This is a genomic window from Gemmatimonadota bacterium, assembly GCA_016719105.1.
Classification (GTDB): domain Bacteria; phylum Gemmatimonadota; class Gemmatimonadetes; order Gemmatimonadales; family Gemmatimonadaceae; genus SCN-70-22.
In genome coordinates, this window is sequence record JADKAQ010000004.1 from 254,995 (window position 1) to 276,503 (window position 21,509).

Sequence of the window (21,509 nt, forward strand, 5' to 3'; positions counted from 1 at the left end):
AAGTTGCCCGATACAAATTCGGGCGTCCTCGTGTGGTATCCCCTGACGTCATGAGCGCCACCCCCGCCGTTACGCCTCCCACGCCCGAGCGGTCGTCGCCCCCCGGCGCCGATCCGGGGTGGCGTCGCGCCCGCGAGACGCCGTCGCTCGCCGAGGTGCACCGCACGATTCCGGTGCACGGGCTGACCTGGTGGCGCAAGCTCCTCGCCTTCGCCGGACCGGGATATCTGGTCGCGGTCGGCTACATGGATCCCGGCAACTGGGCGACCGACCTCGCCGGTGGCTCGCAATTCGGATACCGACTGCTCAGCGTGATCCTGATCTCGAACCTCATGGCGGTCCTGCTGCAGGGGCTCGCCTCGAAGTTGGGGATCGTCACCGGGCGTGACTTGGCGCAGGCATGCCGCGATCACTACTCGCGGCCGGTGGCCCTCATGCTGTGGGTGCTGTGCGAACTGGCCATCGCCGCCTGCGACCTGGCGGAGGTGATCGGAACGGCCATCGCCCTCAACCTGCTCTTCGACATTCCGCTACCCTGGGGCGTGGCGCTGACCGCGCTCGACGTCCTCATCGTGCTCTTCCTGCAGCACAAAGGGTTCCGGCTGCTCGAAGCGCTGGTGATCGCCCTCGTGATGGTCGTGGGGCTCTGCTTCCTGTTCGAACTCTTCATTTCGCGCCCTGAACTCGCCGCGGTCGCCAGGGGCTTCATTCCGTCGACGGAGATCGTGCGCAATCGCGACATGCTGTACATCGCGATCGGCATCCTCGGGGCCACCGTCATGCCGCACAACCTGTATCTGCACTCGTCGATCGTGCAGACGCGCAAGTACGAGGAGTCGTCCGAGGGGCGGCGCGAGGCGGTGCGCTTCGCCTTCGTCGATTCGACGATCGCGCTCTCGCTCGCCCTGTTCATCAACGCGGCGATCCTCATCGTGGCGGCCGCGACGTTTCACACCTCGGGCAACACGCAGGTGGCCGAGATCCAGGACGCATACAAGCTGCTCTCGCCGCTGCTGGGTGTCGGCGCGGCGAGTGCGGTCTTCGCCCTCGCCCTGCTCGCCTCGGGGCAGAACTCCACGCTCACCGGGACGCTCGCCGGGCAGATCGTGATGGAGGGCTTCCTCAACATCCGAATGCGCCCGTGGCTGCGGCGACTGCTGACGCGCGCCATCGCCATTGTGCCGGCCGCGATCACCGCCATCTTGTATGGCGAAAGTGGGACGGCGCGCCTGCTCATCTTGAGCCAGGTGGTGCTGTCGCTGCAGCTGTCGTTCGCCGTCTTTCCCCTGGTGATGTTCACGTCTGACAAGGTCAAGATGGGGGAGTTCGTCAACCCCGCCTGGCTCAAGAGTCTCGCCTACCTGGTGGCCGCCGTGATCGCGACGCTCAACGTGTGGCTCCTCGTGCAGACCGTGGGCGGGTGGATGGCCTGATGTATCGACGCATCCTCGTTCCCCTCGAGCACTCGCCAACCGACAGCTGCATCGTGGCGCACGTGCGCGACCTGGCGCGGCACTGTGGCGCGTCGATCGTCCTCTTTCACGTGGCCGACGGATGGGCGGCGCGGAACCTCGCGGCGCTCAACCTGCGCGAATCGGAAGAGATGCGACTAGACCGCGAGTACATCGAGCGCGTGGCCCGCGACCTCGTCGCCGAGGGGTTGCGCGCGGAGGCGGTGCTCGCCAACGGTGAGCCCGCGCGCGAGATCTGCGCGGCCGCGGCGCGTGAGCAGTGCGACCTCATCGCCATGGCGACGCACGGCCACAAGTTCATCGGCGACGTGATTCACGGGAGCGTGGCGAACACGGTGCGCCACGACACGTCGATTCCGGTCCTCCTCGTGCGTGCCCCGGGCCAGGGGAAGCGCCCGTCCGCCACGTGACGTCCCGCAAGTCCAAGGCGCCACCGTCGCGCCCCCGCGTCGCGGACGAGGCGGGGGCCGTGGTGGAGTCGCCCGCGCCGCTCACCGCCCCGGTCGAGGACTACCTCAAGGCGATCTACGGGATCGAGCAGGGCGGGGGGGCCGCCGCGACGAACGACATCGCCGCCAAGCTGTCCATCGCCGCCGCGTCGGTGAGCGGGATGGTCCGCCGCCTGGCCGATCAGGGGCTGGTGTCATACGAGCGCTATCGCGGCGTGCGGCTGACGGACCTGGGGCGCCGCGCCGCGCTGCGCACGATTCGGCGACACCGCGTGATCGAGACGTATCTGGCGCAGGCGTTAGGCTATCCGTGGGATCGCGTGCACGAGGAGGCCGAGCGGCTGGAGCACGCCGTGAGTGATGAACTCGTCGACCGGATGGCGTCGGCCGTCGGCGAGCCGGAGGCCGATCCGCACGGTCATCCGATCCCGACGCGCGACGGCGTGATCGACGAAACGCGGCACCGGACGCTGTCCGACCTCGCGCGCGGGCAACGCTCCCGCGTGAAGCGCGTGAGCGACGAAGACTCCGAGCTCCTGCGCTACCTCGCCAGGATCGGGATCCGCCCCGGCGTCGTCCTGATGCTCACGGACCGCGCGCCCTTCGACGGGCCACTCACCCTGCAGGTCGGCAAGACGTCGTGCCAGGTGGGGCCGGCGCTGGCGTCGCGCGTCATGGTGGAACTGCTCCCCGATTGAGCCCAGTCGTGCGGGGAACGCCTCGTGCGCAGCGGTCGTTTACCACCACGGCCATGCACGTCCCCCCACGACTTCGCACCACGCGGCCCATACTCGGCCCGACACCGCGCTCGCTGGCGTTCGCGCTCCCACTCGCGCTCGTCCTGTCGCTCGCGCTGCTCCCACGGACTGGGCATGCGCAGACTAGTCGTGCCGACGAGTCTCAGCGCACGGCACCGACGCCCGACCGCCGTTCGCCGCGTGCATTGCGCACGATCGCCATCGACGAACGCCTCGTGCGCGACAAGGGGCTCGCGCTGGGCGACACGCTCGAGGTGGCGGCCACGCCCGGCGGGGCCGGCGAGCGGGTCCTCGTCGGGGCCATCGTCAGGCGAGCCGCCGATCCCTCCGAGGTGGCGCGTGCGGAATACCGTGTGCGACTGCACCTCGACCAGCTGCAAGCGCTGACCGGGAGCGGCGACAAGGTCGACCGGTTCGCGGTGGCCGTCACACCGGGCGCGACCGACGCGGCGGTCGCAGCGATCAATGCGCGCAGCTTCGGCTTCCGCGCCCACCCCTCGCGCGCGGTGGCCGCCGAGACGTCGCGCACCTTTGCCGTCGTGTCGCGCTTCAACCGGGCCATCGGGGTCATCACCATCGTGGCCAGCGCCATCTTCCTCCTCTGCATCATGCTGCTCAAGGTGGAGGAGCGTCGACGCGACGTGGCGGCGTTGCGCCTGCTGGGGATCTCCCGGCGCACGGTGACCGGCGCCGTGGTCCTCGAGGCCTCGTGCATCGCGGTGCTGGGGAGTGCGGCCGGCGTGGCCTTCGGGTATGTCTGCTCGGCCATCATCAACTGGTACTATCGCGGCGTCTATCGCACGCCGCTGGCCTTCTCGCTGGTGACGCCCGGCACGGTGGCCTTCTCCGTGGCGCTCTCGCTGGCCCTCGGGATCGGGGCGGGCCTGCTCGCCGCGCGCCGCCTCACCGGCGTGCCGCCGCTCTCGCTCTTTGGCCGCTGATGCGCCTCGCGCTCGCCTGGTCGTCGCTCTTTCGCCATCCGGTGCGCACCGCACTGGCCGTGTTAGGCGTTGCCGTCTCGGCGGCGATGCTCCTGGACATGGTCATGCTGGCGAGCGGGATGCAGGTCTCGTTTCGCGCCCTGCTCATGCGCCAGGGCTTCGAGATTCGGCTGACGCCGAAGGGGACGCTCCCGTTCGACACGGAAGCGCGCATTGCCCGGGCGGCGAGCGCCGAGTCGTCGCTGCGCGCCATGCCCGGGGTGCGGGAGATCTCGCCCGTGCTGGGGACGACGCTGCACGTGGTGCGCGGTGAGGCGAGCGAGGCGTGCTTCGCGTTAGGTATCCGCCCGGCGGTGCAGGGAGACTACGAACTCGAGCAGGGGCGCGACGCCGAGGGCGACGACCAACTCGTGGCCAATACGACCTTCCTGGCGCGCACCGGCGCCGTGGTGGGCGACACGCTGGAGCTGGCGGCCGGCTATGACGCGCAGTTGCGCACGTGGACGGCGCGGCGGCGCGTGATCGTGGCCGGCCGTGGACGCTTCCTCTACCTCGCGGCCGACCAGGCGGCCGTCGCCCTCCCGCTCGGGGCGCTCCAGGCCATGCTTGCGCCTGGCGGCGTCGACGAGGTGTCGCTCTTCATGGTCAAGACCGTCCCCGGGCGCGACGTTGAAGGGCTGCGCGCCGGCATCGAGCGCGTGCTCCCGCGGGTGACGGCGATCGCCACCGCCGATGCCGTGCGCTCGGTGGAGGAGCGACTGAGCTACTTCCGCCAGCTCGCCTTCATTCTCGGGACGGTGAGCCTGATCGTCGGATTCCTCCTCGTGAGCACCCTGGTGACCGTGAGCGTGCAAGAACGCGTGGGTGAGATGGCCGTGATGCGGGCGCTGGGGATCTCGCGCCCGCACATCGCGCAGCAGGTCATGCTCGAAGGGCTGGCCATCAGCGTCGTGGGGGCGGTGCTTGGCCTCGCGCTCGGCCTGCTCACCGCCGAGTATCTCAACGGGATCCTGCGGACCTTTCCCGGACTTCCGGCGGCGATCGACTTCTTCGTCTTCGAGCCGCGCGCCGCCTGGCAGTCCTTCGGGTTGCTGATCGTCACGGCGGTACTCGCCGGCGCATTCCCGGCGTGGCGCGCGGCGTCGCTCCCCATCGCCACCACCCTGCGGACGGAGGCGGTGTCGTGAGTGCGGACGTGATGAAGGGGAGCGGTGTTGGGCCCGTGCTGCAGGCGGTTGACGTGGTGCGCGAGTATGCGCTGGCCGGGGTGCCGGTGCAGGCCGTGCGTGGCGTCTCGCTCGAGGTGGGCGAGGGGGAGTACGCAGCGATCGTCGGGCCGTCGGGGTGCGGGAAGTCGACGCTCCTCAACTTGTTAGGCGCCATCGATCGCCCGACGCGCGGTGCTGTGCGGCTGCGCGGGCGGGACGTGTCCTACATGAGCGACCGCGAGGCGACCGAGTTCCGCCTGCGCCACATCGGCTTCGTCTTCCAGCGCTTCTACCTGATGCCGATGCTGACGGCGGCCGAGAACGTGGAGTTGCCGATGGCCGAGGCGGGGGTGGCGAAGGCGGCGCGCCGCGCGAGGGCGCGCGAGCTGCTGGCGTACGTCGGGCTCGACGCGCGCGCCGGGCACCGGCCCGCACAGCTCTCCGGGGGCGAGCAGCAGCGGGTGGCGATTGCCCGCGCACTCGCCAATCGCCCCGCGTTGCTGCTGGCGGACGAGCCGACCGGGGAGCTCGATGCGCGCACGGGGCGCGAGGTGATCGGCCTGTTCGAGCGACTGAATGCCGACGGGATGACGATCGTGGTGGTGACCCACGACGAGGTGCTGGCGCGCGCGGCGCGCCGCGTGGTGCACATGGTGGATGGGGCGATCGTGTCGGATGAACCGAATGCCCCTGCCGAAGTGGGGGGCCCCCCCCGAACGACAGTATCGCCGACGGCGCACGACGATGCGTCACCATTTCGCCGCGCACGGGGCTGATCCGTTGCACGGCCCACGACACCCGATGCCACGGACCCCGCGGGTCCTCGCCACGGGTCGCCGACGTCGGTCGGTCGACCCGGCAACGAATCCCCGCTGACGCTCCCCCGATGCTCCTGACACTCGCGCTGCGCAACCTCGTCCTGCGCCCCTGGCGTTCCCTCCTCCTCTTGGCCGGCTTCGGCCTGGGGGTCGGCGTCATGATCACGCTCCTCTCGATCGGCGAGGCGATGGTGATCCAGGCCCGCGACGAGCGGCTCGTGGGCGGCGGCGAGGTCACGGTCCTCCCCGATGGCGTCGACCTCGAGGTCCTCAAGACCGGCGGGGTGGGTGGGCTCTGGTTTTCGGTCGCCAACGCGCGTTTCGTCTTCTTGCAGCTGTTGGCCGCGCCGCGCCTGCGCCCCCTCGTCACGGCCGCCGCCCCGCAGATGGAGGGAAAGCTCGTGTACCTGCGCGGGGCGCGGCTCGGCGAGCTGGCGGTGCGGGCGAGCGGCGAGATCCCCTCGGCGACCCGGGCGGTGGGGGCGGCGCCCACGCTGGTGGCCGGTGCGTGGCACGACGACGACGGCGACCGGCGCTGGACCGCGCCTAACGACGCACAGTTGCGGCACGACATCGACCGGTTCCACGAGCGGCCGGCCACGGTACGGAACCCGGGGAGCTGGGCCGAGTGGCACTACTTCAATGTGATCTCCGCCGATCGCCAACGCTGGGCCTTCCTCACCTTCATGCTCGCCGGCGACGTCCCGCGCGGCGAGTGGGGAGGGCAACTGCTGCTCTCGCTGCACGAGGCGGGGAAGCCTGAACGTCGCTACTCGCGCCGCATCGACCGGTCGCGCGTGCGCTACTCGACCACGGACGCCGACCTCACCCTGGACGATGCCTTCGTGCGCGTCCTGCCCGATGGTCGCTACGCGGTGCAGGCGCGCATCCCGGCGGAGGGAGGGGGCGCCGAGGCGACGGTCGACCTGGTCGTCGCCCCCGCCCCACGCGCGTACTTTCCGGGGACCTCGTTAGGCTCGGGTGACTTCGTCTCGGGATACGTCGTGGCGGGACTCCGGGCGTCGGCCACGGGGACGATCTGCGCGGGGGCACGGTGCGAGCGCTACGACGAGGCCCAGGGGTACCATGACCACAACTGGGGGACGTGGCGCGGCGTCAGCTGGGACTGGGGGGCGGCGCGCGCGGGGAGCTACACCCTGTTGTACGGACGGGTGCAGGCCCCGGACTCGCTCGTCGCCGACGCCCCGATCTTTCTGTACCTCGTCGATTCGGTCGGCTTCCGGGCCGTCTTCCGGCCCCGGCAGGTGCAATACGAGGACGGTCGGCTGATCGCGACGCGGGAGGGCACCCTGCGCGTGCCGTCGCGCGCGGTGATGATCGACATCCGTGGCGCCGACACGCTGCGTGTCGAGCTCACCATCGAGGATGCCGTGGCGACCGACACCCGCGGCGCCCTCGTCGAGCGCGGCGAGAGCGGGCTGGCGCGGGAAATCCCGCGACCGTGGTTCGTGCAGATGAAGGGGGTGGCGCGCCTGTCGGGTCGCATTGATGGACAGGTCGTCGCCGGGGAAGGGACCGGCTTCTTCGAGACGTACCGTTAGGCGCCTACCGATCGTTGCGCGAGCGCAGGATCAGGGCGGCCACGACGCCAAGGCCGGCGACGGCAAGCGCGACGATCGGCACCACCGGGACCGGCCGACCGGCGTTCGACGACGAACTGGCGACGAGTCCCATGCCGATGGCGGTCATGACGCCGGAGAGGACGGCGATGATCAGCGCCGGCTTCGGATTGGTGCGGGTCGACGCGCTCGGCATGGCGTCGCGCAGCGCCTGCGCGACTTCCTCCGGGGTGATCCTGGGCTCCCGCCGCTGAAACTCGGCGATCGTCGCGCGCACGCGATCCGTGAGGGCGCGCGAACGCGGCGTCGGCTGCGGCTGGGGCTGCGGAACGATGATCATCGAGGTGACTCCGGTCGTGACGGGACGATGCGGTCAGCGGAGCGCGAGGTACATGCCGGCGAGGAGCAACGCCATGGCACCGCCGATGAACGAGGCGACGAGAATGGGCGGGTGCCCGCGCTTTCGCAGGAAGGCCGTGAGCATGATGATCACTCCTCTTCGTTAGGTGGTGGCGCATCCGGCGCACCGCCGCGTGGCAGGCGTCCGGCATCCTTGAGCGCTCGGCGCAGGAGGAACTCGATGTGCCCGTTGAGGCTGCGCAGATCGTCGTTGGCCCAGCGCTGTACCGCGTCGAGGACCTCGGGGTCGACCCGCAGGAGGAAGGAACGTCGCGCCGTCATCGCCGCCTCACGTCGTGCGGAGACTGCGCAGGGTCTCCCCACCCCTTGGCGGGGTGGGGAGGAGCCCTGCCGATGCCCGGCGCGCCCCCGTCACCGGATCGTCCTCACTGGTACAGCGTCCCCGCGTTGACTACGGGCTGCGCATCGCGGTCGGAGCACAGCACCACCAGCAGGTTGCTCACCATCGACGCCTTCCGTTCATCGTCGAGCGTCACCAGCCCGCGATCGCTGATTAGCGTCAGCGCATTCTCCACCATCCCCACCGCCCCCTCCACGATCTTCGAGCGTGCCGCGATGATGGCCGCGGCCTGCTGTCGACGCAGCATCGCGTTGGCGATCTCCGGGGCGTACGCCAGGTGGCTCAGGCGCGCCTCGATCACCTCGACTCCCGCCTTGTGCAGCCGGTCGGCCACCGCCTGCTGCAACGCCTTCGAGACGTCGGCCGGGTGCGTGCTCAGCGCGATCTCGTCCACTCCGTGCGCGTCGTACGGGTACGACTGCGCCAGCGCCCGCACCGCCGCCTCGGACTGCATCACCACGAAATGCGTGTAGTCGTCGACCTCGAACACCGCCTCGGCCGTGTCGACCACCTTCCAGACCACGACCGCGCCGATCTCGATTGGGTTGGAGTGGTTGTCGTTCACCTTGAGCTTGGCGGTCTCGAAGTTCCGGATGCGCAGCGAGACGGCCTTCTTGGTGAAGAAGGGATTGGCCCAGAAGAGCCCGGACTCGCGCACCGTCCCCACGTACTTGCCGAAGAGGGTCAGCACCTTCCCCTCATTCGGCTGCACGGTGAACAACCCGGACAACGTCAGGATCCCGGTCAGGAGCAGGATAGCCCCCGAGATCGCCGTGAGGGGGGAACCGCCGTCGGCTCCGACGATGACGCGCCAGACTCCGAGGCCGAGGAGCAGGATCCCCAGGAAGACCATGAGCAATCCGCTGGTCCCCGGCTTGTTGATCTCGCGTAACATGGAACGAAGGCTCCAGAAAGTGGTATCGAGATGATATCACTATGATACCGCATCGCGCAAGGCCTCCGGCGGAAGGGCGCGACGCCGACGGTCGCCCTACTCGCCAGATCCGACCGATCCGCGGCGGTGCTCCCGCTTGACACCCGGTGTCCAACCCCGAGCATTGCGCGCATGAGCGCTGCCATTCGCCTTGGAGCCCAGGGCTGGAACTACGATGCCTGGGTCGGCCCCTTCTATCCCACCGGGACGCGGAGCGCCGACTACCTCACGACGTACGCCCGCGCCTTCGACACGGTGGAAGTCGACTCGACCTTCTATGCCATCCCTCCGGCCAAGACGGTCAAGGGGTGGCGCGATCGCGTGCCGGCTGGCTTTCGCTTTGCCCTCAAGCTCCCGCAGGAGATCACGCACGAGAACCGGCTGCGGAACTCGGCCGACCAGCTCGCGCTCTTCGCCGAGCGTGCCCGGCTGCTCGGCGACAAGCTGGGGCCGATCCTGATTCAGCTGGGGCCCGACTTCGCGCCGGTCGAACTCCCCGCGCTCGCCTCGTTTCTCCCGACGCTACCGCACGACCTCGACTTCGCGATCGAGTTTCGGCAGCGTGGGTGGATCCACGACGGGATCATCGCGCTGCTGGCCGAGCATCGGGTGGCGCTCGCGCTCACCGATGCCCGATGGATCCCGCGCAAGTCGATGCTCGCGCTCGCCGAACGCCCGACGTCGGACGTGGCGTACGTGCGATGGATGGGGCCCAACAGGGATCTCGTCGACTATTCGCGCATCCAGGTGGATCGTTCGCGCGAACTGTCGAGCTGGGCGGCGGTCCTGCCGGCGTTGGCCAAGCGCGTGCGCACGGTCTACGGCTACGTCAACAACCACTTTGCCGGGCACAGCCCCGCGTCGCTTCGCGAACTGCAGCGGCTGCTGGGACAGCCGTCGGTTCCTCCCGAGGATCTCGGCGAGCAGATGAACCTCTTCTAGACTCCGCGCACGAACGGTGGACGGCTCCTGGACGGCGTCGTGCGCCCTGGCGTCCGCGACCGTGCGTGACATGGCCCGTCATCTTCCGTTGGCGGCTGTTGGGATGTAGCGTTGTGGGGCTTCCCGTGCGCCCGGGGTGCAGCGGTGTGGCACCCGGGGCGCTGCGTTTTTCCCTAACGGGTGATGTGGCGACTCGTGGTGCGTGTGCGTTCGGGATTCACGGCGATGGAACTGGTGCTGGTGCTGGTGATCTTCTCGATCATCGTCGCCTTCGGGTACCCGCCGTTGGCGGCGCAGCTGCGCCGGACGCGCCTCAATCAGGCGGCTCACGTGGTGGCCGCTGACATCGAGATTGCCTCGATGCTCGCCGCACGCGATCGCCGCCCCATGCTGTTCGAGGGGCGGACCTCCGACTACCTCATTCGTGACGTCAAGACGGGGGCGGTGCGCTTCCGCCGCACGTTAGGCGCGGCGTCGGAGTACGGCGTGCGCTCCATGCGATTCGAGCCGCGTGAAGTCGAGTTCTTCCCGTCGGGGATGGCGTCCTCGTCGATGCGGGTCGACCTCACGACGCAGGGGTACACGCGCAAGGTGCAGATGACGCGTGCCGGCTACGTGCGGTTAGTGCCATGAGGTGGCGCCGTCGGCGTCGCCCGGTCGCGACCGGCCGCACCATTCCCTCGCGGGCCGGGCTCTCGGTCGTGGAGGTGCTGGTCGCCGTGATGATCTTCGGGGTCGCGACCACCGGGCTCGCCGCGATGACGTTCTGGGTCGGGACGCGGAGCGGCGTGGCGCGCATGGCCAATCAGCGGGCCGGGGTGGTCGCCGAGGAAGGGGACCAACTCGCGCTGCTCCCCTTCGATGAGCTCACGGCCGCGCGCGGGTGCGAGCAGCGCGCCTTCGGCGGATTCGCGTACATCCGCTGTGTGCGGGTCGAGGAACTGTCGCCTAACGATCGCCGCGTGATCCTCACGGTCACGCCGTTGGTGCGCACGCTGGTTCCCGATACCCTCGTGGTCGAGCGCGCACGCTCCCGGCCCTACAGTCCTCTGCAGTGATCGCTCGACCGTCGCGCCGTCGCCTGCGCGAGCGGCTGCGCACGGACGGGCGCGCCGCCCGGACCGTGCGCCCGCGCCGTGGGGTCACGCTGGTCGAACTCCTCGTGTCGGTGGCGATCCTGGGGATCCTCGGGACGGCGGCGGTCCGGCTGTTCGTCTCCCAATCCCAATTCGTCGACCAGCAGGTCAAGCAGCGGTCGGCGCGCACGGTCTCGCGCGTCTCCCTCAACCTGATGCTGCAGGAGCTGCGCGACGTCGAGGCCAGCGGCGGAGTGCTTGCCGCGGACCGGCACTCGCTCTCGGTTCGCGTGCCGTACGCGTTAGGCATGACGTGCGGCACCGACGGCGGACGCACGGTCGTGAGCCTCCTCCCGGTGGATTCGGCGCTCTTTGCGTCGGCGGCCTTTGCAGGGTACGCCTATCGCCTCGGCAGTGCGGGCTACACCTACGTCGACGCCGCAGCCGCCCTTCCCATGGTGGCCTCGGGCCTGTGCACGGCAAACGGCATCACGACGCTCGCTCGCGGCGCGCTGCTCCAGCTCACGCCGCCCATTCCGCCGCCGTTTCACGTGGGGACGCCGCTCTTCGCCTTCCAGCGCATCGACTACGCCTTCCTCCCGTCCGTGCTCGTCCCCGGGCGGCTGGCGCTCTGGCGCGCCGTGCAGGGCGGGCCGCGCGAGGAGGTCGCCGTCCCGTTCGACTCGTCGTCGGCCTTCCGGTTCTTCTCCGCTGGAGACGACAGCTCGCGGGCCGCACCACCGGCCGACCTGTCTACCGTGCGCGGGGTGGAGCTCGAGTTCATCGGGGCCAGCGAGCGCGCGCGTCCGGGGCGGACGACCCCGGAGCTGTCGCGCCAGCGATCCGCGGTCTTCTTCCTCAATCGCCCGGAGCCCTGAGATGTCGCGCCGATTGCGCCGTCGCCGGGGGATCGCGCTCCCGACCATCCTGATGCTCATCGCCATCCTCTCGGTGATGGCGGCCGGAGCCATCACGCTGGTGGGGACCGAGCGGCGTGTCGTGGGTTACGAAGCCGGGGCGACACGCGCCTACGCGCTCGCGCGTTCGGGTATGGATCGCTTCCTGAGTGCGCGCGATTCGCTCGGCTTCACCAGCGTGCCGCCGGCCCCCGTGGAGAGCGTGCGCGTGGCGCTCCCTGGCGGGTACGCCGATGTCGTGATGGAGCAGGTGCGCGCCGAGCTCGGACTGGCCTCGCCGGCGATGTACGTCGTGCGCTCCCGCGGCGTCTTGCTCGATCGCTCGGCGCGCCCGCGTCCGCTCGCCGAGCGGACCATCGCCCAGTACGCGCGCTGGCAGCGCGCCGCCATGCAGGTACTGGCGGCGCACACGAGCCTCGGGGGTATCAACAAGCTGGGGAATGCCGGCACCTTGAGCGGGATCGATGCGTGCGGGGCCGCGACTGCGGTGGCGGGAGTTGCCGTCCCCGCGACGCCGGGGTATGCGCAGCCGCCGGGCCCCTTCCTCCCGGTGGGGACGCCGAACCTGCTCGACCTGGGAACCGTCCCGCTCGCGATCCAGACGGTGACCGTGGACTGGGGGACGATCGTGTCGCAGGGGATCGCGGCGGCAGCGGTGCAGCTGCCGGGAGGGATCTGGCCCTCGCCAGCGCAGTGGGCCGATCCCGACTACTGGCCGATCATCGTGGTCAATGGCGACTACACGGTCCCGAGCGATGGGCGCGGCCTCCTCGCAGTGACCGGGACGCTGACGCTTCCGGCGATGCGTCAGTGGGATGGCATTCTCCTGTCGGGCGGAGCGCTCCTCGTGCCGGGAGGTGCGACGGTGCAGGGCGCGGTCGTGACCGGCCTCAACGCCAAGCTCGGCGCCGCCGTGTCCGCCGACCAGTTGAGCGGACCGTACGTCGCCCAGTACCACGCCTGCCACATCGCACGCGCACTCGACGTCTTCAAGGGGCTCACCCCGCTGCGCAACGCGACGATCGATCGCTGGGCGTACTAGAAGCCATCGCGCGTGTGGTCGACGTCGCCCGGTCGGCGCAGGGCGCCGGCGCGCCCGCGACTATCTTTCCCCGACACTCACCCCGCTCGCATGCCGCGCCGCACCCTTGCCTTCGTCGTCTTTGCCCTGATCGTGGCGGCGGGGTGCGTGCGTCTGGGCTTCTGGCAGCTGGCGCGCCTCGGCGAGCGGAGGGACAGCAACGCCGCCATTGCCGAGCGGCTGACGGCGCCCGCGGTGCCGTGGGGTGAGGCGGTGCGCGATTCGGCACGGGCGCGCTATCGACGTGTGCAGCTGGCGGGACGCTACGACTACGCGCGCGAACTCGTCCTGACGTCGCGCGGACGCAGTGGCGCCCCTGGGGTGCATGTCCTCACTCCGTTGCTGGTCGCCGGTTCTCCGCCGATCCTGGTCAATCGCGGATGGGCGTACGCGGCCGACGGCATGAGCGTCGACCTCGCCGCGTGGCACGAAGGCGACTCGGCCATCGTCGATGGATTCCTCGAGGAGTTCGTCGTCGCGGCGGGGATGGTCTCGACGACCTCGCAGCCCCGTGGGGTGCGTCGCCTCGTGCGAGACTCGATCGAGGCACGACTGGGCGAGCGCGTGGCGCCATTCATCGTCGTGCAGCGCATCGGGAGCGAGCAGCGCGACACGCTGCAGCACCTCATGCGTGCCGACCCGCCGGCGCTCGACGAGGGGTCGCACCGCAGCTACGCCGTGCAATGGTTCGCCTTCGCCCTGATCGCCCTGGTCGGGACCGCGGCGGTGGCGCGGCGCCCGCGCCAGCCGGCTCCTCAAGCCTCAAGCGGCGCGCGTTAGGCGTCGAGGCGTTCCCGTTCGGGGCGCTGCAGGATGAGCACGGCGAGGGCGATCAAGGCGCCACCCGCCATCGTCGTCGCCGTCACCGGCTGGTCGAGGACGACGGCACCGAGAATCGCGGCGCAGAACGGTTCCGCCGTGGAGACGATGGCGCTGCGCACGGGGCCCAGCGCGGCGATCCCCCGCAGGATGAGCTGGAAGGCGAGCACGGTGGGGACGACAGCGAGCCAGATCATCGCGCCGGCGCTGCTGAGGGTCGGCCGCCACGTGAGCTGTCCGCTCGCCGCGAGGTACACCCCGAGGGTGAGACAGACGCCGATCGCGATGTAGAAGGTCGCCACCGTCGGCGTGGTGCCGGCTTGCAGCTGGCGCAGGAGGGGGAAGTAGAGGCCGTACACGAGCGCCCCCGACAACGCGAACGCCACGCCGGTCGCCGAGAAAGCACCGGCCCCCGGCGCGCCCACGATCACCACGATCCCGCCCAGCGACAGGAGCAAGGCGAAGAGGCGCCGCGGCCCCACGCGGTCGGTCCCGCGCACCGCCGACGACACGGCGACCCACGCGGGGTAGGTGTAGAACAGGAAGACGACGGTCGCTGCCGGCATGTAGGCCAGTGCCGACAGGCTCAGCAGGTTCACCGCCGCTTGCCCCACCCCGCCCTGGACGATCAAGCGGCGCACGTGTCCCCGCGGCAGCCGAAGCCCCTGCCATCCACCGGCCAGCGGGTACAGCAGGAGCGCGGAGATGAGGAATCGCCCCGTGACGATCGCCGGGAGCGGTGTGCCATCGCGCGTCCCGATGACCGTGGCGATCGAGATGCTCGAGAAGCCGAGCGCCGCGAGCAGCACCGCGATCGTGGCGACGCCGGGCGAGAGCAGTCGGGGCTCCGCGCCGGTGGGGCCAGCGGTCATCGCAGGTGCAACAGCTGGCGGGCGATGTTGAAGTACACCACCAGGCCCGTCACGTCGACCAGCGAGGCTACGAACGGCGACGACGCGATGGCCGGGTCGAAGCCGAGGCGCTTGAAAACGAGCGGAAGCATGGCACCGGCCACCGATCCCACGAGCACGACGGCAACCAGCGTGAGCCCGACCACGATCGACAGCGTCGGTGTGTTCCCCCACATCAGCGCCCGCAGCAGACCGATGGTGCCCAGGCAGGTGCCGAGCACGACCCCTTGGCCTAACTCGCGCAAGAGCACGCGCATGGCGTCGCGGATGCTCACGTCGCCCACCGCCAGCGCCCGCGTGATGAGCGCGGAGGACTGCGCCCCCGAATTGCCGCCGGAGCTGATGATGAGCGGAATGAACAGGGTGAGCGCCAGGGCCTCGGCGAGCGTCTCCTCGTAGGAACGCATCACCGTCCCGGTGAACATCTCGCCGATGAACAGCACCACGAGCCAACCCACGCGCTTGCGCGCCACGCTCCAGAAGCCCGCGGAGAAGTACGGCTCCTCGAGCGGCTGCACCGCGCCCAACTTCTGGACGTCTTCCGTCTGTTCCTCGACGATGGCGTCGATGACGTCGTCGACCGTGATCACGCCGATGATCCGGTCGAAGGCGTCGACAACGGGCACGGCGACGAGGTCGTACTCGGAGGTGATGCGCGCGACTTCGGCACGGTCGGCGGTGGCAGGGACCTTCACCACCTCTGTCCACGCGAGGTCGGCCACCTTGCTGTCCTCGGCGGCAGCGACCAGCTCGCGCAATGACATCACGCCGACGACGCTGCCACGATCGTCGGTGACGTAGATGGCGTGCATCGCTTCCTTGCGTCCCGATCGTGCGGCGACCCGCACGAGGACGAGCGCCTGCTCCGAGGTGAGGTCCTGGCTCACGGAGACGAACTCCGTGGTCATCAGGCCGCCGGCGGAGTCTGCGTCGTATTGGAGCAGGCGCTCCGTTTCCTGACGCTCGGCTTCGGGCAGGTCCTGCAGGATCTCGTCGGCCGTCTCTTCCTCGAGCTCCTCGAGGATGTCGGCACGATCGTCCGGCGTCATCTCGGAGACGAGCGCTACCGCCTGCTCGGTGCTCATCGCCTCGAGCAGCTCCGAACGCAGTTCTTCGTCGAGGTACTCCAGCACGTCGGCGGCGCGCGCGGCCGGCAGGGCGCGCAAGAACTCGGCGACCCGGTCCGTCGGCATCGCCTCGGCCACATCGGCCAGGTCCTTCGGATGCAGCTCCTCGGTCTCCGCGGCAACATCACCCGGTGACTCCTCGAGCATGACGAGGATGTCAGGGGCGAGAAGCGCGGCGAGCTCGCTGTCCTGGTTGCGTTGTGAGGGCGTCATGGCCGCCGTCCGGCGAGATGCGACAGGCGCACGCGGCGGAGCCTGCCGTCGCGGCGCCGCAAGTTACGGGCGTCGTATGGGGGGAACAAGCGCGCGTGGGGCGTCGTGTCCAACCTTTTGCACGACGCGCGCTGTCACAGGATGCGTCGAACAGAGTGGCCACGTCACGACAATCTCATCGACGACGCGTGAACGCCCTGTCTCGTGCCTGCACGACTCGTCGCGCGCTTGCGCGTCTCGTCCTCGATGATCGCTCCACTGGCGCCGGACGCTGTCCAACGGCCGTTCCCGCACAATCGCCTGCCCCGCTGGCCTGAGTATCCATCATGCGCCTCGCCCCCTTCCTCCTTGCACTCGCCCTCTTCCCGCAGCCGGGAACGGCGCAGCGCTTGTTGGCGAACGGTTCGCCCACGCGTCGGGCCGCGACGGTCGCCGCCACCAACGCGGTGCGTGTGGCCAGGCCTCCCGCCATCGATGGGAAGGATTCTGACGATGCGTGGCGGGATGCACCGCACATCGACGGCTTTCGCGTCTTCGATCCCGTCGAGGACGGTGATCCGTCGATGCGAACCGATGCCCGTGTCGCGTATGACGATCGCTACCTGTACGTCTTCGTGCGCGCCTTCGATCCGCACCCGGACAGCATCATGTCGTTGCTGTCGCGCCGCGACATGCGCACGCAGTCCGACTACCTGCGCGTCATCATCGATTCGTACCACGACAAGCGCACCGGCTACCAATTCATGGTGAATCCCGCGGGGGTGCAGATCGATGTCTACCACTTCAATGACAACCAGGAGGACGTGACGTGGAACGCGGTGTGGGATGCGAAGACGGCCATCGACTCGCTGGGGTGGACGGCCGAGTTCCGCATTCCGCTCAGCCAACTGCGCTATCCGGAACGTGACGAGCACGTCTTCGGGATGGGGGTGAGCCGCGACATCGCGCGCCTCAACGAGCGGGTCGCCTGGCCGCTCCTGCGTCGGTCGCAGTTCGGCATCGTCTCGCAGCTGGGCGAGGTGCGCGGGCTCACGGGGATCTCCACGCGCCGCCGCATGGAGCTCATGCCCTACATGGTGCAGGCCAACGATTCCCGGCTGCGCGCCGAGGGGTATGGTCGTTCGCAACGGATGGCGTTAGGCGCGGACCTCAAGTACGGGCTCTCCTCCAACCTCACGCTCGACGCGACGATCAACCCCGACTTCGGGCAGGTCGAGGCCGACCCCGCCGTCCTCAACCTCGGGGCCTTCGAGCAGTTCTTCGAGGAGCGGCGCCCCTTCTTCCTGGAGGGGACGGGGATCTTCCGCTACGACATCGACTGCAACGACGGGCAGTGCACGGGGCCGTTCTACTCGCGTCGCATCGGGCGCTCGCCGCAGGCCGGCTTCCTGGTCGAGGACCAGAACGCCGTCCCGCTCAACTCGACCATCCTTGGCGCGGCCAAGGTCACCGGTCGCCTGTCGAACGGCCTGTCGTTAGGTGTGCTCAACGCGATCACCGGGCGGGAGAGCGTCGCCGAATCGCTCACGGTCGAACCCCGGACCAACTACTTCGTCGCGCGTGCCCAGCAGGACCTGCGCGGCGGCGCCAGCGGCGTGGGGGTGATCCTCACCGCCGTCAACCGTGAACTCGACGGTTACACGCAGGACTACCTGCGGCGCGAGGCCTACACGGCCGGCGTCGACGGCCGCCACCGCTTCGGCGCCAACGGCAACTACGAGATCACCGGGCAGCTCTTCGGCTCGCTCGTGCGCGGCTCGGAGGAAGCGATCGCCCGCACGCAGCGCTCGGCGGTCCACTTCTACCAGCGTCCGGACGACGACCTGCGCTACGACTCGACCCGCACCGCGCTCTCGGGCGTGGGCTCGGGGATCGGGCTCTCGAAGAACGGCGGGCTTACCCGCTTCTACACGGGAGTCTGGTACAAGGGGCCGGGCCTCGAGATCAACGACGTCGGCTTCATGACCAACGCCAACAACATGGGGCAGAGCAACTGGTTCGCCTTCGTCTTCCAGAAGCCCCGGTGGTTCTACCGCCGGTGGCAGGTGAACTTCAACCAGTGGAACGCGTGGTTCCCCGATGGGATGAACACCGGGCATGGCGGCAACATCAACATGAACGGCCAGCTCCGGAACATGTGGTTCGTGAACTGGGGGATCGGCGGGGAGACGGGGAGCTTCTGCGGCGCCTGCCTGCGCGGCGGCCCCGCGCTGTGGGAGAACCCCTCGCTGCAGGGATGGGCCGGCTTCACCGGCGACCAGCGCCGCCCGCTCATCCCCGGCTTCAACGCCTTCTTCCGTCGCACCGACGGCGGTCGGTCGTACAGCTACAGTGTGGGCCCCCGCCTCGAAGGGCGCCTGACGAGTTCGTTCTCGGCGTCGCTCGGTGCCAACCTCAATCGCAACGTCGACGACCGGCAGTGGTTAGGCAACTACGGTGAGGTGGAGAGCGACACCACGCACTACACCGTCGCCCGACTCGACCAGCGCACCCTGGCCGTGACCACGCGCATCAACTGGACGGCCTCGCCAACGCTCTCGCTACAGGTCTACGCCCAGCCCTTCGTGACCGGTGGGGCCTACTCCAACTGGCGCGAGGTCCAGGCGCCGCGGGCCCGCGCCTACGTGGAGCGCTTCCGTCCGTTCACGCAGGAAGGCGATCCCGGCGGCTTCAACTTCAAGCAGTTCCGCTCCAACACGGTGCTGCGCTGGGAGTATCGCCCGGGATCGACGCTGTTCTTCGTCTGGGCGCAAGGGCGTCTGCAGGACGGCGAGGATGCCGGGTCGTTCCGGTTCGGGCGCGACTACCGCAACCTGTTCAGCGCGCACCCCGAGAACACCTTTCTCGTCAAGGCGAGCTACTGGTTCTCGATGTAGGACGGCGTGACCGTCAGGGGCGCGCGGCGGGCGGGCGGGAAGGGCGCGCGCCCCCGCGAGCCAACGAGCGGCGGCGTTAGGCGCCGGCGCGTCACGCCGTCGACTCCCCCGCGAGCGGGAGCAGGGGGAGGAGGCGGCGCTCCGTGACGATCCCGTGAAGCGTGTAGCCCACCGCCTCGACCGCCGCCGAGAGGGCGCGCTCGTCCAGCGAGATGTCGTGGTCGAGGCTCGCCTTCCCGATGACCACATCGGCGCCGACGATGCCCTCGACTTGCGTGAGCGAGGTGTGAACGGCGCGCGCGCAGTGAACGGAGCGCATCCCGGTGATGTGCAGCGTGGTGACCATCATGGGGGGAGAAGATAGCCTCCACTCCCGCCGGGGAATGGGTGAGGCCACATTTCGCCCATGCAAATCGCCTTTCTCGGGCTGGGAGCCATCGGCACCCCCATGGCGCGGCACGTCGCCGCCCACCACGCACTGACGGTCTGGAATCGTACCGCAGCCAAGGCCGAGTCGTTCGCGGCCGCCTTCGGCGCCACCCTCGCAGCGTCTCCCGCCGCGGCGGCGCGGGGGGCACCGGTCGTCATCACCTGCCTGCCGACGTCGCGCGAGGTCGAATCGCTGCTCGACGGCCCCGACGGCCTGCTCGCCGGGATGGCCGACGGCACGTTGCTCATCGACTGCACATCGGGTGACCCGGCCTCCTCGCGCCGCATCGCCGCACGCCTGGCCGAGCGAGGGATCGCGTTCCTCGACGCGCCGGTGAGCGGTGGCGTCTCCGGGGCGGAGGCGGGGGCGCTGACCGTCATGTGCGGCGGCGACGACGCCACCTTCGCGCGTGCGCGTCCCGTGCTCGAAGCCTTCGGGAAGAAGATCGTCCTCGTCGGTCCGATCGGCGCCGGCCACGCCCTAAAGGCGGTGAACAACGCGCTCCTCGCCGTCCACATCTGGTCGGCCGCCGAGGGACTCGCGGCCCTCACCAAGGCCGGCGTGAAGCCGTCGGCGGCGCTGGAAGTCATCAACGCCTCGAGCGGGCGGTCGAATACGTCAGAGAACCTGGTGCCGCAGCGCGTGGTGACGCGCGCCTTCCCGCGCACCTTCAAGCTCGCGCTGCTGGAGAAGGACGTCGCGATCGCCGCCGACTTCATACGGGAACAGCGGGTCCCCTCCACCGTGATCCAGCAGGTGGCCGAACTCTTCCGCCTCGCCCGGCACGAGTTGGGGGAAGACGCCGATCACGTCGAAGCGGCGAAGCTGATCGAGCAGTGGAGCGACGTCATCATCGCCGACTGACCCTACGTTCGTCGCCCGGCGCCCCGCATTCCCCGTCCCGCGTTTCCGTCATCCCGCCTTTCCGAGCCCTATGCCTGCTTCGCCTGCCGGTGCCCCCCTGATCAGCCTCTCCGAGATTCGCGATCGTTTCCCGGCCCTCCAGCGCCAGGAGGGAGGGCACCCGGTGGCGTACTTCGACGGCCCCGGGGGGACGCAGGTGCCGCGCGACGTGGTGGAGGCGGTGGTCGACTATCTCTACCATCACAACGCCAACACCCACTGGTCGTATCCCACCTCCGCGGAGACCGACGCGTGTCTCGCCGAGGCGCGCTCGGCGGTCGCGGACCTGCTCAACGCCGGGCACGACGAGGTCGCGTTCGGCAACAACATGACGACGCTGACCTTTCACGTCTCCCGCGCGTTAGGCAGGCGCTGGGGGGCGGGCGATGAGGTCATCGTCACCGAACTCGATCACCATGCCAACGTGGACCCGTGGCGCGAGATGGCGCGCGAACGCGGGGTCACGGTGCGTACCGTGCGCATGGACCCGGCCTCGGGGACGCTCGACCTCGACGACCTGCGGCGGGCCTTTTCGTCGCGCACGCGACTCCTGGCCATCGGTGCCGCCTCCAATGCCCTCGGGACGATCAACGACATCGCCGCGGCGACGCGCCTGGCGCACGAGCATGGGGCGCTCAGCTTCGTCGATGCAGTACACTACGCCGCGCACGGCGTCATCGACGTGAAGGCATGGGACTGCGATTTCCTCGCCTGCTCGGCATACAAGTTCTATGGCCCGCACGTCGGCATTCTCTACGGGAAGCGGGCGCTCATCGATGGGCTCGACGTCCCCCGCCTCGCGCCGGCCTCCAACGAGTCGCCAGAGCGTCTCGAGACGGGGACGCTCAACCACGAGGGGATCGTCGGCGCTGGGGCGGCGGTGAACTTCCTGGCCTCGCTCGCCCCCGGTGCCACGCGGCGCGAACGCCTAACGAACTCCCTCGGCGGCCTCCACGTGCGTGGCGACGCGCTCGTTGCACGGCTCTGGCATGGGCTGTCCGCCATCGAGGGGGTCACGCGCTACGGCGTGGCCCCGGGCGGGGCGCGGACTCCGACCGTGATCTTCACGATCGCGGGAAAGAGCTCCACGGAAGTGGCGCGGGCGCTCGTCCCGCTCGGCCTGTACGTGTCGAATGGTGACTTCTACGCCATGACCGTCATCGAACGGCTCGGCCAGTCGGCAGACGGAGTGGTACGGGCCGGGTGCGCGTGCTACACCAGCGAGGAGGAGGTCGATCGGCTCGTCGCCGGCGTCGCGCAGGTCGCCGCGCGCTGAACGACCGCATGACCCCGC

Annotated in this window: 22 protein-coding genes; 16 read left to right on the forward strand and 6 right to left on the reverse strand. The window is 69.7% G+C overall.

Going from position 1 to position 21,509, the window contains the following annotated elements; translation table 11 throughout:
• The first annotated feature begins 50 nt into the window (after positions 1 to 50).
• From IPN47_09125 to IPN47_09155, 7 genes are all read left to right on the forward strand, one after another.
• Positions 51 to 1,433 (forward strand): Nramp family divalent metal transporter, encoded by a 1,383-nt coding sequence (locus IPN47_09125; protein ID MBK9408198.1) that lies wholly within the window; start codon positions 51 to 53, stop codon positions 1,431 to 1,433.
• Complete coding sequence (locus tag IPN47_09130; GenBank protein ID MBK9408199.1) at positions 1,433 to 1,882, forward strand: universal stress protein; 450 nt, start codon at positions 1,433 to 1,435, stop codon at positions 1,880 to 1,882. Before IPN47_09125 ends, IPN47_09130 begins: the two co-directional genes overlap by 1 nt.
• A gap of 62 nt (positions 1,883 to 1,944) precedes the next feature.
• The gene (locus tag IPN47_09135; GenBank protein ID MBK9408200.1) at positions 1,945 to 2,619 is read left to right on the forward strand and encodes a metal-dependent transcriptional regulator; all 675 of its coding nucleotides are present in this window, start codon (positions 1,945 to 1,947) and stop codon (positions 2,617 to 2,619) included.
• A gap of 245 nt (positions 2,620 to 2,864) precedes the next feature.
• Positions 2,865 to 3,620: an FtsX-like permease family protein gene (locus IPN47_09140; GenBank protein MBK9408201.1), complete on the forward strand. Its 756-nt coding sequence runs from the start codon at positions 2,865 to 2,867 to the stop codon at positions 3,618 to 3,620.
• Positions 3,620 to 4,807 (forward strand): FtsX-like permease family protein, encoded by a 1,188-nt coding sequence (locus IPN47_09145; protein ID MBK9408202.1) that lies wholly within the window; start codon positions 3,620 to 3,622, stop codon positions 4,805 to 4,807. The genes IPN47_09140 and IPN47_09145 overlap by 1 nt, the downstream gene beginning before the upstream one ends.
• An 11-nt stretch (positions 4,808 to 4,818) precedes the next feature.
• A complete protein-coding gene (locus IPN47_09150; protein ID MBK9408203.1) occupies positions 4,819 to 5,604 on the forward strand; it encodes an ABC transporter ATP-binding protein in 786 nt (261 codons plus the stop codon).
• 110 nt (positions 5,605 to 5,714) lie between these two features.
• Complete coding sequence (locus IPN47_09155; GenBank protein ID MBK9408204.1) at positions 5,715 to 7,208, forward strand: hypothetical protein; 1,494 nt, start codon at positions 5,715 to 5,717, stop codon at positions 7,206 to 7,208.
• A gap of 4 nt (positions 7,209 to 7,212) precedes the next feature.
• Here the strand turns inward: IPN47_09155 and IPN47_09160 are convergent, their stop codons facing one another.
• From IPN47_09160 to IPN47_09170, 3 genes are all read right to left on the reverse strand, one after another.
• Positions 7,213 to 7,566 carry a hypothetical protein gene (locus IPN47_09160; GenBank protein MBK9408205.1) on the reverse strand — a complete coding sequence of 118 codons (354 nt, stop codon included), beginning with the start codon at positions 7,564 to 7,566 and terminating at the stop codon, positions 7,213 to 7,215.
• A gap of 149 nt (positions 7,567 to 7,715) precedes the next feature.
• Positions 7,716 to 7,907, reverse strand: coding sequence for a hypothetical protein (locus tag IPN47_09165; GenBank protein MBK9408206.1), 192 nt, complete (start codon positions 7,905 to 7,907; stop codon positions 7,716 to 7,718).
• Between the two features lie 104 nt (positions 7,908 to 8,011).
• Positions 8,012 to 8,881 (reverse strand): SPFH domain-containing protein, encoded by an 870-nt coding sequence (locus IPN47_09170; GenBank protein ID MBK9408207.1) that lies wholly within the window; start codon positions 8,879 to 8,881, stop codon positions 8,012 to 8,014.
• A gap of 171 nt (positions 8,882 to 9,052) precedes the next feature.
• Between IPN47_09170 and IPN47_09175 the strand changes: the two genes are divergently transcribed.
• From IPN47_09175 to IPN47_09200, 6 genes are all read left to right on the forward strand, one after another.
• Entirely contained in the window at positions 9,053 to 9,862 is an 810-nt protein-coding gene (locus tag IPN47_09175; GenBank protein ID MBK9408208.1) for a DUF72 domain-containing protein, read from the forward strand.
• A gap of 204 nt (positions 9,863 to 10,066) precedes the next feature.
• Positions 10,067 to 10,495 (forward strand): prepilin-type N-terminal cleavage/methylation domain-containing protein, encoded by a 429-nt coding sequence (locus tag IPN47_09180; GenBank protein MBK9408209.1) that lies wholly within the window; start codon positions 10,067 to 10,069, stop codon positions 10,493 to 10,495.
• Positions 10,492 to 10,920: a hypothetical protein gene (locus IPN47_09185; GenBank protein MBK9408210.1), complete on the forward strand. Its 429-nt coding sequence runs from the start codon at positions 10,492 to 10,494 to the stop codon at positions 10,918 to 10,920. Before IPN47_09180 ends, IPN47_09185 begins: the two co-directional genes overlap by 4 nt.
• A complete protein-coding gene (locus tag IPN47_09190) occupies positions 10,917 to 11,816 on the forward strand; it encodes a type II secretion system protein (protein MBK9408211.1) in 900 nt (299 codons plus the stop codon). Before IPN47_09185 ends, IPN47_09190 begins: the two co-directional genes overlap by 4 nt.
• 1 nt (position 11,817) lies before the next feature.
• The gene (locus IPN47_09195; GenBank protein MBK9408212.1) at positions 11,818 to 12,897 is read left to right on the forward strand and encodes a hypothetical protein; all 1,080 of its coding nucleotides are present in this window, start codon (positions 11,818 to 11,820) and stop codon (positions 12,895 to 12,897) included.
• A 90-nt stretch (positions 12,898 to 12,987) separates the two neighbouring features.
• Positions 12,988 to 13,716, forward strand: a complete 729-nt coding sequence (locus IPN47_09200; protein ID MBK9408213.1) for an SURF1 family protein — start codon at positions 12,988 to 12,990, stop codon at positions 13,714 to 13,716.
• On the opposite strand, the gene IPN47_09205 is transcribed toward IPN47_09200, so the two are convergent.
• Positions 13,713 to 14,627: a DMT family transporter gene (locus IPN47_09205; GenBank protein MBK9408214.1), complete on the reverse strand. Its 915-nt coding sequence runs from the start codon at positions 14,625 to 14,627 to the stop codon at positions 13,713 to 13,715. The two genes, IPN47_09200 and IPN47_09205, sit on opposite strands and share 4 nt — an antisense overlap.
• Positions 14,624 to 16,006 carry a magnesium transporter gene (gene mgtE, locus IPN47_09210; GenBank protein ID MBK9408215.1) on the reverse strand — a complete coding sequence of 461 codons (1,383 nt, stop codon included), beginning with the start codon at positions 16,004 to 16,006 and terminating at the stop codon, positions 14,624 to 14,626. Before mgtE ends, IPN47_09205 begins: the two co-directional genes overlap by 4 nt.
• A 326-nt stretch (positions 16,007 to 16,332) precedes the next feature.
• On the opposite strand from mgtE, the gene IPN47_09215 reads away from it, so the two are divergent.
• The gene (locus IPN47_09215; protein MBK9408216.1) at positions 16,333 to 18,882 is read left to right on the forward strand and encodes a carbohydrate binding family 9 domain-containing protein; all 2,550 of its coding nucleotides are present in this window, start codon (positions 16,333 to 16,335) and stop codon (positions 18,880 to 18,882) included.
• A gap of 91 nt (positions 18,883 to 18,973) precedes the next feature.
• Here IPN47_09215 and IPN47_09220 read toward each other — a convergent pair whose 3' ends face one another.
• Positions 18,974 to 19,231: a cation transporter gene (locus IPN47_09220; protein ID MBK9408217.1), complete on the reverse strand. Its 258-nt coding sequence runs from the start codon at positions 19,229 to 19,231 to the stop codon at positions 18,974 to 18,976.
• Between the two features lie 57 nt (positions 19,232 to 19,288).
• Between IPN47_09220 and IPN47_09225 the strand changes: the two genes are divergently transcribed.
• The gene (locus tag IPN47_09225; GenBank protein MBK9408218.1) at positions 19,289 to 20,176 is read left to right on the forward strand and encodes an NAD(P)-dependent oxidoreductase; all 888 of its coding nucleotides are present in this window, start codon (positions 19,289 to 19,291) and stop codon (positions 20,174 to 20,176) included.
• Positions 20,177 to 20,246: 70 nt separating this feature from the next.
• Complete coding sequence (locus IPN47_09230; protein MBK9408219.1) at positions 20,247 to 21,491, forward strand: cysteine desulfurase-like protein; 1,245 nt, start codon at positions 20,247 to 20,249, stop codon at positions 21,489 to 21,491.
• Positions 21,492 to 21,509: the final 18 nt, after the last annotated feature.

What these genes read in the sequence shown, in the direction of transcription:
- IPN47_09125 (MBK9408198.1), top strand. Translation starts at nt 51, where the DNA reads ATGAGCGCCACCCCCGCCGTTACGCCTCCCACGCCCGAGCGGTCGTCG.
- IPN47_09130 (MBK9408199.1), top strand. Translation starts at nt 1,433, where the DNA reads ATGTATCGACGCATCCTCGTTCCCCTCGAGCACTCGCCAACCGACAGC.
- IPN47_09145 (MBK9408202.1), top strand. Translation starts at nt 3,620, where the DNA reads ATGCGCCTCGCGCTCGCCTGGTCGTCGCTCTTTCGCCATCCGGTGCGC.
- IPN47_09150 (MBK9408203.1), top strand. Translation starts at nt 4,819, where the DNA reads ATGAAGGGGAGCGGTGTTGGGCCCGTGCTGCAGGCGGTTGACGTGGTG.
- IPN47_09155 (MBK9408204.1), top strand. Translation starts at nt 5,715, where the DNA reads ATGCTCCTGACACTCGCGCTGCGCAACCTCGTCCTGCGCCCCTGGCGT.
- IPN47_09160 (MBK9408205.1), bottom strand. Translation starts at nt 7,566, where the DNA reads ATGATCATCGTTCCGCAGCCCCAGCCGCAGCCGACGCCGCGTTCGCGC.
- IPN47_09165 (MBK9408206.1), bottom strand. Translation starts at nt 7,907, where the DNA reads ATGACGGCGCGACGTTCCTTCCTCCTGCGGGTCGACCCCGAGGTCCTC.
- IPN47_09170 (MBK9408207.1), bottom strand. Translation starts at nt 8,881, where the DNA reads ATGTTACGCGAGATCAACAAGCCGGGGACCAGCGGATTGCTCATGGTC.
- IPN47_09175 (MBK9408208.1), top strand. Translation starts at nt 9,053, where the DNA reads ATGAGCGCTGCCATTCGCCTTGGAGCCCAGGGCTGGAACTACGATGCC.
- IPN47_09185 (MBK9408210.1), top strand. Translation starts at nt 10,492, where the DNA reads ATGAGGTGGCGCCGTCGGCGTCGCCCGGTCGCGACCGGCCGCACCATT.
- IPN47_09195 (MBK9408212.1), top strand. Translation starts at nt 11,818, where the DNA reads ATGTCGCGCCGATTGCGCCGTCGCCGGGGGATCGCGCTCCCGACCATC.
- IPN47_09200 (MBK9408213.1), top strand. Translation starts at nt 12,988, where the DNA reads ATGCCGCGCCGCACCCTTGCCTTCGTCGTCTTTGCCCTGATCGTGGCG.
- IPN47_09205 (MBK9408214.1), bottom strand. Translation starts at nt 14,627, where the DNA reads ATGACCGCTGGCCCCACCGGCGCGGAGCCCCGACTGCTCTCGCCCGGC.
- mgtE (MBK9408215.1), bottom strand. Translation starts at nt 16,006, where the DNA reads ATGACGCCCTCACAACGCAACCAGGACAGCGAGCTCGCCGCGCTTCTC.
- IPN47_09215 (MBK9408216.1), top strand. Translation starts at nt 16,333, where the DNA reads ATGCGCCTCGCCCCCTTCCTCCTTGCACTCGCCCTCTTCCCGCAGCCG.
- IPN47_09220 (MBK9408217.1), bottom strand. Translation starts at nt 19,231, where the DNA reads ATGATGGTCACCACGCTGCACATCACCGGGATGCGCTCCGTTCACTGC.
- IPN47_09225 (MBK9408218.1), top strand. Translation starts at nt 19,289, where the DNA reads ATGCAAATCGCCTTTCTCGGGCTGGGAGCCATCGGCACCCCCATGGCG.
- IPN47_09230 (MBK9408219.1), top strand. Translation starts at nt 20,247, where the DNA reads ATGCCTGCTTCGCCTGCCGGTGCCCCCCTGATCAGCCTCTCCGAGATT.